Below are 12,361 nucleotides of genomic sequence, written 5' to 3'. Positions count from 1 at the left end.
TCCGCGCGCGCCCGGGGAGGGCGCCGCCTGTCTCGTTCGTTGGTGTCGATCGATCGTCCGTCGCCGCGACCGCGCAGCGGCGAAGGAGCGAACGATGTTTGTAGAGAATATACATGGCGGATTGACGATTCACAACGCGGCTACACCCGTTCAATTGTCGTCGAATCGCGTGAAATCAATGGCTTACGTCGAATATCGGGATAACCCGATGTAGTGAAACTACAGAAACTACAAGCGTCTGATGGATACTTCGCTCCATGACGAGCGCCGCCGTCGGCGCCACTGCTTTCCGATGAATCGAATGAGCGCTGCTTCCGCCCTCTCCGCGGGTACCGGGCTGCCCGCGATCCCAGCCGCGGTCGAGGCCGGCCGCCACGAACCCCTGGGCGTCACCGTCCGCGACGGCGGCGTCAACATCGTCGTCTTCTCGGCCCATGCGACGCGCGTCGAGTTCTGCCTGTTCGACGACACCGGCACGCGGGAGCTCTCGCGCCATGCGCTGCAGGGCCCGGTGGACGGGCTCTGGACCGGCTTCCTGGCCGGCGTCGCGCCCGGCCGCCTCTATGGCCTGCGCGCCCACGGCCCGCATGCGCCGCGCGACGGCCACCGCTTCAACCCCGCCAAGCTGCTGCTCGATCCCTATGCGCGCGAGATCGTCGGCGAGTTCCGCAACCTGCCCGAGGACCATGGCTATCCCTTCGGTCATCCGGACGGCCCGTTCGCGCTGGATGAGCGCGACAACGGCGCGACCGCGCTGAAGGCGCGCGTGGCCGCGCCGCTGGCGGGGCCCGGTCCGCGCGCCAATGCGCCGCGCCATGCGGCGCGCGACGTCGTGCTCTACGAGGTGCACGTCAAGGGCTTCTCGATGCGCCATCCCGGCATCCCCGAGGCGCTGCGCGGCAGCTACGCGGCGCTCGCGCATCCGGTGGCCATCGCGCACTTCCAGCGCCTGGGCGTGACCACGCTGTCGCTGCTGCCGGTGCAATTCGCCGTCGACGAACCGCACCTGTCCGGCACCGGGCTGAGCAACTACTGGGGCTACAACACGCTGGGCTTCTTCGCGCCCGATCCGCGACTGGCCAGCGCCGCGGTGCGCCACGACCCGAGCGCCGTCGTGGCCGAGTTCCGCGCCATGGTCCACGCGCTGCACGAGGCCGGGCTCGAGGTGGTGCTCGACGTGGTCTACAACCACACGCCCGAGGGCAACGAGTGGGGGCCGACGCTGTCGCTGCGCGGGCTGGACCAGAAGAGCTATTACCGGCTGCAGCCCGACGATCCGTCGCGGATGGAGAACCTGACCGCCTGCGGCAACACCGTTCAGGTCGAGCATCCGCGCGTGACGCAGCTGGTGCTGGACTCGCTGCGCCACTGGGTCGGCGAGATGGGCGTCGACGGCTTCCGTTTCGACCTCGCGCCGGTGCTGGGCCGCACCGCCGAGGGCCACGATCCGCAGTCGGCCTTCTACACCGCGCTGCGCCAGGATCCGCTGCTGGCGCAGGTGCACCTGATCGCCGAGCCCTGGGACGCGGGACCGCAGGGCTACCAGCTCGGCCGCTTCCCGGGCCGCTTCATGGAATGGAACGACAAGTTCCGCGACGCGGCCCGCGGCTTCTGGCTCGGCCACGGGCCGGAAGGCCGGCGCATCGACCGCGCCGAATTCGCGCGCCGCTTCAGCGCCTCGCGTGACGTCTTCGACCCGGCGCCGCCGACGAATGGCGGCGGCGCGCGCTCGCCGCTGGCATCGATCAACTTCCTGGCGGTGCACGACGGCTACACGCTGGCCGACCTGGTCAGCCACTCGCGCAAGCACAACGAGGCCAATGGCGAGGACAACCGCGACGGCCGCGACGGCGAGCTGTGCGGCAACTTCGGCGTCGAAGGCCCGACTGACGATCCCGCGATCCGCGACACCCGTGAGCGCGTGCGCCGCGCGATGCTCGCGACGCTGCTGCTGTCGCAGGGGACGCCGATGCTGTATTCGGGCGACGAGTTCGGCAACGGGCAGGGCGGGAACAACAACGCCTACTGCCAGGACAACCCGATCGGCTGGCTGGACTGGCCCGCGGCCGACGAGTCGCTGATCGCCTACACCGCCGCGCTGACGCGGCTGCGCCGCGATCATGCGCTGCTGCGCCACGCGCGGTGGTTCCCGTCGCCGCAGGGCGAGACGCGCGGCGGCGGCGATGACGGCGATGTCGAAGCGCCGGGGCAGCCGACGCTGCGCTGGTTCGACGCCATGAGCCACGAGATGCGCGAGCAGGACTGGCGAGTCGACGGCCGCACGGCGCTGGCGGCGGTGCTGGGCGATGGCGAGGATCGCCTGCTGCTGATGGTCAACCCGGACGCCAACCCGACGCCGTTCACGCTGCCGACGGCGGGCGACATCGACCGCCCCAGTGACGGTGACAGTGACGGCGCTGGCGGCTGGACCCTGCTGCTGGACAGCAGCGGCGAGACGCCGACGGGCCATCGCGGCGAAGATGGCGTGACGGTCCCGGCCCGCGCGTTGATGCTGTGGGGACGGCCGCGCACGAATGCCGCATCGACCTCCCGGGCGCACATCGACACCGACACCCGATCCAATTCCACGAACACCCTCTCGAGCGACACGACACCATGACGATCGACCTTCACCAGCGCCAGTCCGGCGTCCTGCTGCACATCACCTCGCTGCCCGGCCCCAACGGCATCGGCGACTTCGGCCCCGAGGCCTATCGCTTCGTCGACTGGCTGCAGTCGGCGGGGCAGTCGATCTGGCAGTGGCTGCCGAGCACGCCGATCGGCCCCGGCGAGAGCCCGTACCAGGGCGTCTCGGCCTTCGCCGGCAGCCCGTGGATGGTGGCGCTGGAGCCGCTGGTCGCGCGCGGCTGGCTGGCGCAGCCGGCGGCGCCCGAGGGCGGCTTCGACGACCGGCGCGTCGACTACGGCCGCGTGCTGCCCTGGCGCGAGCAGCAGCTGCGCGCGGCGGCGGCGGGATTCTTCGCGCGGGCGTCGGCCGACGACCGTGCCTCCTACGAGTTGTGGTGCGCCTCCCAGCGCGACTGGCTGGACGACTACGCGCTTTTCATGGCGACCCGCTCGTCGCGCGGCGGCCAGCCCTGGTGGGCGTGGCCGCGCGACCTGGCGGCCCGCGAGCCGCGCGCGCTGGCCGCGGCGCGCGAGCAGTACGCGGACGAGGTCGGCTTCTGGCAGTTCGTGCAGTGGTGCTTCGACACCCAGGTCGGCGCGCTCAAGGCCTATGCCAATGAACGCGGCGTCCACATCATGGGCGACCTGCCGATCTTCGTCGCCCACGACAGCGCCGACTGCTGGGCGCGCCCCGACCTGTACGAGCTGGACGAGCAGTTCCAGACCACCGTCGTGGCCGGCGTGCCGCCGGATGCGATGTCGGTCACCGGACAGCGCTGGGGCAATCCGATGTACCGCTGGGACAAGATGGCCCATGAGCACTTCGCCTGGTGGACCGCGCGGGTCAAGCGCATGCTCAGCTCGGCCGACGTCTTCCGCATCGACCACTTCCGCGGCTTCGCCGCCTATTACGAGATCCCCGGCGACAGCCCCGACGCCACCCGCGGCGTCTGGAAGACCGGTCCCGGCAAGGCGCTGTTCGATGCGATCGCCAAGTCGCTGGGCGAGCTGCCCATCGTCGCGGAGGACCTGGGCTTCATCACGCCCGACGTGCACGAGCTGCGCGACGCGCTGAACTACCCGGGCATGAAGATCCTGCAGTTCGGCTTCGGCGGCGACGGCGGTCACGAGTTCCTGCCGCACAACTGGCCGCGCGCGGCCGTCTGCTACACCGGGACCCACGACAACGACACGGTGCGCGGCTGGTGGAACCAGGCCAGCGCCCATGAGCGCGCCTTCGCCGCCGCCTACCTGCCGGCCGGCGACCAGGACATCCACTGGGCCATGATCCGCGCCTGCGCGAACTCGGTGGCGAGCGTGGCGGTCTATCCGCTGCAGGACGTCCTGGGGCTGGGCAGCGAACACCGCATGAACATTCCCGGCACCCTCGGCGGCAACTGGGAGTGGCGCTTCACCTGGGACATGGTCGGCGCCGAGCCGGGCCGGCTGCTGGGGCAGATCTCGGCCACCAGCGGGAGATCCCCGATTGCCGGCGCCCGGCTGCCGGAGTGAAATGCTATGAAACCGCTTTCATAGGGGAAACGAGAGCGGCGATCCAGGGCCTCGCGCCCTAGGATCGGATTCGCGTGAGACAACGTTGTCATCGACCGGCCGGGCAAGCGCACCGGACGGCGGACAGCGCGCGAGGACGCCAGGAGCCGCCCATGAGCACGACCGAGATCTTCCTGATCGCGATGGCGATCACCTTCGCCCTGCCTTACCTGGTGTGGCGACTGGGCGGCACCGACTACTTCGCGCCGCTGGTGATCGTGCAGATCCTGTCGGGCATCGTGCTGGGGCCAGGCATCCTGGGCCGGGCCTTTCCCGAGTACTACCAGTTCGTGTTCAACCCGCAGGTGGTGGGCTCGCTGAACGGCATCGCCTGGTGGGCGGTCATGCTGTTCGTGTGGATCGCGGGCATCGAGCTCGACCTCAAGAAGGCCTGGGCCCATCGCGTCGAGAGCGGCATCACCGCCGGCCTGGCCCTGGGCGTGCCGATGGCGTTCGGCGCGGTGGCGGCGGTGGCGCTGATGCAGCTGGGGCCGCAGTGGATCGGCGAGCGCGCCCAGACCTGGCAGTTCATCGTCGGCGTGGGCATGTCGTGCGCGGTGACCGCGCTGCCCATCCTGATCCTGCTGATGGAGAAGCTCGAGGTGCTGCGCCAGCCCATCGGGCAGCGCATCCTGCGCTACGCCAGCCTGGACGACATCGCCATCTGGTCGGTGCTGGCCATCATCCTGATGGACTGGTCCCGGATCGGGAAGCAGGCCGTCTTCCTGGGCGCGTTCGCGCTGCTGACGGTGCTGTTCCGCCGGCTGATGGTCCGCATTCCCCGCAACGACCGCTGGTACGTCGGCATCGTCTGGCTGGCGCTGTGCGCGCTGGGCGCGGACTGGTGCGGGCTGCATTACATGGTGGGCGCCTTCCTGGCCGGCGTCGTGATGGACGCGGACTGGTTCGACCAGGCGCAGATGGACCAGCTCCGGCACAACGTGCTGCTGGTCATGATGCCGGTCTACTTCCTCAGCACCGGGCTGCGCACCCAGTGGGGCACCGACGGCGGCGCGGTCATCGTGCTGGCGGCGGCGATCCTGCTGGCGGCATCGATCAGCGGCAAGCTGATCGGCGTGCATGCGGCCGGCCGCATCCTGCGCTGGCAGCCGGGCGAGGCCGGCATCATCGGCTGGCTGCTGCAGACCAAGGCGCTGATCATGATCGTGTTTTCCAACGTGCTGCTGGACAAGCAGCTGATCACGCCGTCCACCTTCACCGCGCTGCTGCTGATGGCGGTGGGCTCGACGATGCTGACGGTGCCGATCGTGGCGCCCCGGCTCGCACGGATCAAGGAACTGGTGTTCCGCGCCAGCTGAGCGTCGCCGACTCCTGGCGACCTCGCGGCCAGCGCATCAGCGCGCGAAGGCGGCCGCATGCGCCATCACCGGCGCCTGCGCGACCAGGGCCGCCGGCGCCACGAGCGCGGCCTGCGCCGCGGCGCTGACGACGACCGCCGCGGTCGCCGACCAGGGCAGTCCGACGCGCGCCTCCGACAGCAGCCGCGCCGGCAGCGGCAGGTCGTTGCTGGTGGGGACGATGCTCAGGAATTCGTCGGCGCGGGCCAGCTCGATCTCCTCCTCCGACATGCCCAGGAACACGTGGGCGAAGCCGCGCTCGACCGCGTCCAGCGCCGCCTCGGTCGCGCGGCGCCAGCGCTTGACGGCGGCCACGTCGGACCGGCTCGCGCTCTCCGGCACCGGCCAGCGTGGATCGCCGCCGGTCACCGCCTGCGCGGCCTGGAAGGCGTCGACGACGCCCGCCGGCCCGCCGAGCCGGGCATCCAGCACCTGCGACGCGATCACCCGCGCGAGCTCACGCTCGTGGTACGGGACCATGACTCTCTCCAGGATGACTTCGTAGCGTCGCATGACGGGTTCCTTCCACTCGGGCGCTGGTGCATTGGGGAGGAAGGAGAATACTGGATGTACATACAGTGTTCAAGGCAGGGTCTTGGGGGGTGCTGCCACCCGTTGGCAGGATGAAGAACGCCCCCGGGCGGCGGACCGCGCGGGGGCGTCATGGGGGGACGGAGCGGCCTCAGCCGCCGCGGATCACTTCAGGCCGGCGCCCATCGCCTTGGACAGCGAGGCGGTCGGATCGTCGCCGGAGAACTCCCAGAAGAAGGCGCCGCCGAAGCCCTTGGACTTCACGTAGGCCATCTTGGTGGCGATGGTCGCCGGGGTGTCGAAGCTCCAGAAGGTCGTGCCGTTGTAGATCCACTGCGCCTTGCTGACCTCGTCGATCCGGCTGGTGTAGCCCTGCAGGTTCTTCAGGACCTTGTAGTCCTCGTTGCCGGCCTCGTAGGTGCCCGGCGCCGGCGTGCCGCTCTGGAACAGGCCGTTGTTGACGTTCGGGACGTTGGTCCAGCCGCGGCCATAGAAGCCGATGCCCACGTTGAGCTTCTTCGCCGGCACGCCCTTGTCCAGGAAGGCCTGCATCGCGTCGTTGGTGTTGTACTTGCGCACGTCACCGGTGGACGGATCGTTCGCCGGCGCATAGAGCGGCGAATGGAAGCCGGTGATGGTGTCCCAGCCGCCGTGGAAGTCGTAGGTCATCACGTTGATGAAGTCCAGGTAGGGGTGCACCTTGTCCGGGTCGTAGGCCCGCACCTTGTCCACGCCGGCGCCGGAGGCGATCGTCAGCAGCAGGCCCGGCTTGACCGCGTCGAGCTGCTTGCGGAACTCCGCCAGCAGCGCGGTGAAGTTCTCCCGGTCCTCGGCCGCGCCGCAGGCCAGGCCGCAGGCGTTGGGGTACTCCCAGTCGAGGTCGATGCCGTCGAACACGCCCAGCGCCGCGCCCGGGCCGCCCGCGCCGTCGCTCACCGGCAGGTTGCCCTTGATGTAGGCGTCCACGCAGCTCTGCACGAAGGCCACCCGGTTCTCCGGACGCGCCGCGCTCGAGAAGCCGCGCGACCAGGTCCAGCCGCCCAGCGAGATCAGCACCTTCAGCTTGGGGTACTTGGCCTTGAGCTTCTTGAGCTGGTTCCAGCTGCCGCGCAGCGGCTGGTCCCAGGTGTCGGCCTTGCCGTCCACGCTCAGGTCGGCGCCGTAGGCCTTGCTGTAGTCGGCGAAGGCGTCGCCGCCTTCCCCGGTGCTCTCGTTGCTCGGGATGACCTTGCCGACCTCGCAGCGGTTGTTGCGCACATTGCCGAAGGCGTAGTTGATGTGCGTGAGGTTGGCCGCCGAGCCGCTGGTGTCGATGTTCTTCACGTGGTAGTTGCGGCCGTAGATGCCCCACTGCGCGAAGTAGCCCAGCAGCACCTTGCCGCCGGCGGTCTGGGTGTCGGTCTTGACCGTGATCGGCGCCGACGGCTGCGAGCTGCCGGCCTGGTTGAAGGCGCTGACGGTGAAGGTGTAGCTGGTGTCGGGTGTCAGGTTGGCGACGCTGGCGCTGGTGGCCGCGCCCTGCGCGACCTGGGTCGCGCCCTGGTTGACGCGGTACTGCACCGTGCAGTTCGGGCCGGCGGCGACGGCGTTCCAGGCCAGGTTCACGCTGGTGGCGCTCTTGGACGGCGAGCTCAGCCCGGCCGGCGTGGCCGGCGCCGCGGCGCAGTTGCCGCTGGCGGTGCTGGTGAGCAGCGCCGCGCTCAGCGCCGAGACATTGCCGGCCTTGTCCTTGGCGCGCACCTGGTAGCTGTAGGCGGTGCCGGCGCTCAGGCCGGTGTCGGTGTGGCTGGTGCCGGTGGGCGAGGCGACCAGCGAGCCGCCGCGCAGCAGCTCGTAGTTGTTGACGCCGCTGCCGGCGTCGGTCGACGCGGCCCAGCTCAGCGTGATGCTGCTGGTGGTGATGTTGCTGGAGCTCAGCCCGCCCGGCACGCTCGGGGGCGTGGTGTCGGCGCCGCCGGTGTCGCAGGCGCCCAGCGATTTCCACACGTCCCACTGGCCCGAGTTGCTGGCCGGCGGGTTGTTCTGCGTCCACCACTTGGCCTGGTAGGCGATGTTGTTCTGCTTGGCGTAGCTGTTGGACGTGCCGGTGTAGATCGCCGAGGCGGACCATTCGGGCACGTTGGTGCAGTCATAGGCCTGGGCGGTGCCGGCGGCCATCGCCGCGGCCAGCGCGATGCCGCCGAGGCGGACCATGCGGTTCTTCATGTCGAGCTCCTGATGTCGAGGTTGGGTGGGTGGGGAGGTTCTTGAATCACTGCCGGGCGGCGGTGGAGGTCCTGGCCGCGGTGGTGGCGGGCACCGCGCCGCGCCGCGCTTCCTGCGCCAGCGCGTAGCTGCGGCCGCCGAACGTGACCGTCCAGTTGCTGGGCATGGGCATGGGCAGGTAGTAGTTGATGGTCAGCGTGACGCTGGCGCCGGGCGCCAGGCTCTGCCAGGCGGGCAGCTTGAAGCTGGCGCGGTGGAAGTCGTTCTTCAGCCCGCCGACGTTGTGGCCGGCCGCGTTCGAGCCATTGGCGATCACCGTCAGGCCGAAGCCGCTCTGGTCGGTCACCGTCGACGGGATCGCGGTCGGGACGTCGAACTGGAACTCCGTGCCGCCGGGCAGGGTGGTGCCGCTGTTGTTGGTCAGGGTCAGCTTGGGCGTGATCGGGTAGTTGCTGTCGCCCAGCGCGAAGCCGTTCAGCGCGAAGCCGATGTCCAGCGTGTCGGTGGGCAGGCTGGCCGCGCTCATCCGGTTGCCGTAGGCGCCGGCGGTCTTGAGCTTGTTGTAGAGCGTGCTGGTCAGCGTGTTGCCGATGAAGTATTCGCCGCGGGCGGTGTCGAAGGCGTAGTCGCCGGCGAACTCCCAGAACATCACGCCGCCGATGCCGCGATCGGCGATGTACTGCGCCTTGGTGCCGAGCGACTGCTCGTCCTCGGTGCTGATGAAGACCTGCTTCTGCGCGTTCCACAGCCAGGGCGCCACCAGCGTCGCGTCGTAGTGCCGGACGTAGCTCCCGGTGAGCCGGTCGGCCGGATTCGTCGCCGGGTTCAGGCCGTAGGCGGCGAGGTAGCTGCCCTGGCGGCCGGAGGCGAGGTTCATCGCATGCCACATCGGGTTGGAGCCCGCCGGCACTTCCTTGCTGGAGACATCGAGGTCATGCCAGAGGTTGTCGATGCCGATGGCGCCGTTGCCGCACTTCTGCACCGTGCCGCCGCCGGTGCCGGCCGGGCACTTGCTCTGGTCGGGCAGCGCCGCCTGGCCCCACAGCCCGTTGGTGCCGCCGGTCACGCCCTGCCAGCCGCGGGTGTAGTAGGGCACGCCGATGTTGATGCGGCCCGCCGGCATCGCGCCGCGGAAGTAGTGGTAGGCCCAGTCGGTGTTGAGGTAGCCGATGCGCGCGTACTGGGCGCTCGAGTAGTAGTTCCAGGCCGTCAGCTCCGCGTCCTTGCCGTCGTCGTACAGCGCCGCGTTGGGGCCGACGAACTGGTTCCAGGCGCCGTGCAGGTCGTAGCTCATGATGTTCACGTAGTCCAGGTACTGGGTGACCTGGAAGGCCTCCATCCCGCGCAGCAGGTAGCCGGAGGAGGGCGCCGCGATCGTGAGCAGGTAATGACGCTGGTCGGCCTGGCTGGCCGCGTCGAGCCTGGCGCGCAGCGTGCGCATCAGCACCACGTAGTTCTTCATCAGCGCGCCGCGGCGGGCATTGCTGATGGCGAAGTCCACCGGGTTGCCGGCGTTGTTCATGCTGGTCGGGTACTCGTAGTCGATGTCCACGCCGTCGAAGCCGTACTGGCGCAGGAAGGCCACCGCCGAGTCCGCGAACGCGTTGATGCCGGCCGTGTTGGCCGAGCCGTCCGCGTTGGTCGTCATCGTGTAGAAGCCGGTCGTCTCCGCCCAGCCGCCGACCGAGATCAGCGTCTTGACGTTCGGGTACTGCTTCTTGAATTTGTTCAGCAGGTTGAAATGGCCCTGGTAGGGATAGGCCGGATCCATCTCCGCGCCGGCGATGCCCGGCCAGGTCAGGCCGGTGGCGGGGTTGGCGGCATCGGCGGTGTTGCCGATGGACAGCTTGTTGGCCGCGTCCACATGCGCGAACGCGTAGTTGATGTGCGTGACCTGCGCCCAGGGGATCTGGTGCGCGAGGAAGGCGGGCTGGCCGGTCTTGCCGGTGCGCCAGCTGGTGAAGTAGCCGATGATGCGGCGCGGCTTGTCGGCGCCCATCTTCTCGCGGCCCTGGTCGTCGTAGACCTTGCAGTAGGCGGGCGCGGTGGCGGCGGTGGTGACCAGGCCCTCGGGCCGGCAGCGCTCGTCGCCGGTGACCTGGCCCTGCACGCTGATGCGCACGGCGGCGCTGTCGGTGCTGGCGCCCTTGTCGTCGGTGGCGCGGGCGGTGATGTCGGCGACGCCGGCGCGCGCGGTCCAGCCGATGCTGAAGGGGGCGGTGCTGTCCTCGGCGACCAGCGCGCCGTTGACGTAGAAGCCGACCTTGGCCACGGTGCCGTCGCTGTCGGCGGCGGTCGCGGCGAGGGTCACCGTGTCGCCCGCGGTCGGCGACGTGCCGGCGGTCGGCGCGGTCAGCGCCACCGTCGGCGGCTTGTTCGTGCCGCCATTGCCGCCGCCGTCGCAGGCGCCGAGCACCTTCCACACGTCCCACTGGCCGGAGTTGCTCGCCGGCGGGTTGTTCTGCGTCCACCACTTGGCCTGGTAGGCGGTGTTGTTCTGCTTGACGATCGCGTTGCCGCCGTAGGCGGTGGCCGCGTTCCAGTCGGCGACGCCGGTGCAGTCGTAGGCCATCGCGGAACTGCCGGCGAAGGCCAGCGCCACCGGCATCAGCCAGGGCAGCAGCGGGTGGGGGCGGGCACAGGGATGAAGTCTCATCGGGGGGGCTCCTGAAGGGTGTTGTCGTTGTCTTCGGAAACTGCAGGGATGAGCGCCGCCGCGCCGGGCGACTGCGGATGCAGCGCGGCGGAATCGGTCGGACTCGGAGAAAAAGCGCCGGTCGTTCAACCGGCGAAGGCGGCGGTCGCTCGGGCGCGACCGCCGGCGGCCGACTTCAAGCCGGCCACTCGGGGGCAGAGGGGCGTGGGATCGGCGCCGCCGCAGGGGCGACGCGGTCAGCGGGACTTGGGAGGGCGCGTGCAGGCATGGAAGTCACTCCTCGCGTTCGACGTGCAGTCCGCGGGCGACTGGCGTCCGCGGCGTCCAGGAGATCGATACCGCTGCTGATCTCATAGTGGTATGCAATGTAGATACCACTCGCGTCTGCATCATTCAGGTTAACCCTTGGAGGTGGGGTAACTTGTCGTAATGATGTCGTCAAATGCGCGTACAGGCGTCATTTGTGATGGCGGCAAGGGAAAACAAGAAGCCACCGGCGCCATTGGAGGGAAAACCAGTGTGGGACCAATTTTTGCCCGCGAGAAGATTGGTGCCGTGCGGAGACCCCTCACCCCCACCCTCTCCCCGCAAGCGGGGAGAGGGAGTGTCTGTTGAGAGGCGCCGGGAGGCGTCCCTTGGGTCGAAGGAGGGGGGCGGCCGGGGGGGCGCCGGGAAGGCGTCGGGGAGGGGCCGGGAGGCGCCGCGTCAGCGGTCGACGCGCTGCCAGTGCCCCTCGCGCAGCAGCTCGTGCGGGAGGAAGCGGGCTTTGTAGGCCATCTTGTCGCTCTGCGCGATCCAGTAGCCCAGGTAGAGGTGGGGCAGGCTCAGGTCGCGGGTCTGGCGCAGCTGCCACAGCACGTTGTAGGTGCCGTAGCTGACGCCGGCCTCGGGCTCGTAGAAGGTGTAGACCGCCGACAACCCGTCGCCCAGGATGTCCAGGATGGACACCATCTTCAGCGCGCCGCCGGGCTCGCGGAATTCCACCAGCCGCGAGTTGACGCGGCTCTGCAGCAGGAACTGGGTGTACTGATCGACGCTGTCGTGATCCATGCCGCCGCCGCTGTGACGGCCGGCCTGGTAGCGCAGGTAGAGCTGGTAATGCTCGTCGCTGTAGCCCAGCCGCATCACCCGCGCCTGCAGGTGCTGGTGCTGCGCCCAGGCACGGCGCTGGCTGCGGTTGGGATGGAAATCCGCCACCGGGATGCGCATCGGCACGCAGGCCTTGCAGCCATCGCAGTAGGGCCGGTAAGTGAACATGCCGCTGCGCCGGAAGCCGGCCGCCACCAGGCTGGAGTAGGCGTCGGCATGGATCAGGTGGCTGGGCGTGGCGACCTGCGAGCGGGCCTGGCGGTCGCTCAGGTAGCTGCAGGGATAGGGCGCGGTCGCATAGAACTGCAGCTCGGCCAGCGGGAGTTCCTTGGGATGCGTCACG

The 12,361-nt window shown here is 69.6% G+C and carries 7 protein-coding genes; 3 read left to right on the top strand and 4 right to left on the bottom strand.

From position 1 onward, the window contains the following. Positions 1-301: 301 nt before the first annotated feature. From glgX to FHT38_RS14040, 3 genes are all read left to right on the top strand, one after another. A complete protein-coding gene (glgX, locus tag FHT38_RS14050) occupies positions 302-2,620 on the top strand; it encodes a glycogen debranching protein GlgX (protein ID WP_183492133.1) in 2,319 nt (772 codons plus the stop codon). Next, positions 2,617-4,140, top strand: coding sequence for a 4-alpha-glucanotransferase (gene malQ, locus FHT38_RS14045; protein ID WP_183492132.1), 1,524 nt, complete (start codon positions 2,617-2,619; stop codon positions 4,138-4,140). The genes glgX and malQ overlap by 4 nt, the downstream gene beginning before the upstream one ends. Before the next feature lie 152 nt (positions 4,141-4,292). Beyond that, positions 4,293-5,498, top strand: a complete 1,206-nt coding sequence (locus tag FHT38_RS14040; RefSeq protein WP_091732654.1) for a cation:proton antiporter — start codon at positions 4,293-4,295, stop codon at positions 5,496-5,498. A 36-nt stretch (positions 5,499-5,534) separates the two neighbouring features. Here FHT38_RS14040 and FHT38_RS14035 read toward each other — a convergent pair whose 3' ends face one another. From FHT38_RS14035 to FHT38_RS14020, 4 genes are all read right to left on the bottom strand, one after another. Beyond that, on the bottom strand, positions 5,535-6,050 hold the full coding sequence (locus FHT38_RS14035) for a hypothetical protein (RefSeq protein WP_183492131.1): 516 nt from the start codon (positions 6,048-6,050) through the stop codon (positions 5,535-5,537). Positions 6,051-6,233: 183 nt separating this feature from the next. Next, entirely contained in the window at positions 6,234-8,273 is a 2,040-nt protein-coding gene (locus FHT38_RS14030; RefSeq protein ID WP_221213772.1) for a glycosyl hydrolase family 18 protein, read from the bottom strand. A 46-nt stretch (positions 8,274-8,319) separates the two neighbouring features. Continuing rightward, the gene (locus FHT38_RS14025; RefSeq protein ID WP_183492130.1) at positions 8,320-10,929 is read right to left on the bottom strand and encodes a chitinase C-terminal domain-containing protein; all 2,610 of its coding nucleotides are present in this window, start codon (positions 10,927-10,929) and stop codon (positions 8,320-8,322) included. 705 nt (positions 10,930-11,634) lie between these two features. Next, positions 11,635-12,360, bottom strand: coding sequence for an arginyltransferase (locus tag FHT38_RS14020; RefSeq protein ID WP_183480601.1), 726 nt, complete (start codon positions 12,358-12,360; stop codon positions 11,635-11,637). Position 12,361: the final 1 nt, after the last annotated feature.

The sequence above is a fragment of the Mitsuaria sp. BK041 genome (assembly GCF_014193085.1).
GTDB lineage: Bacteria > Pseudomonadota > Gammaproteobacteria > Burkholderiales > Burkholderiaceae_C > Roseateles.
Note: the sequence above shows the minus strand (reverse complement) of the source record. Positions and strands in the feature narration are given on the sequence as shown.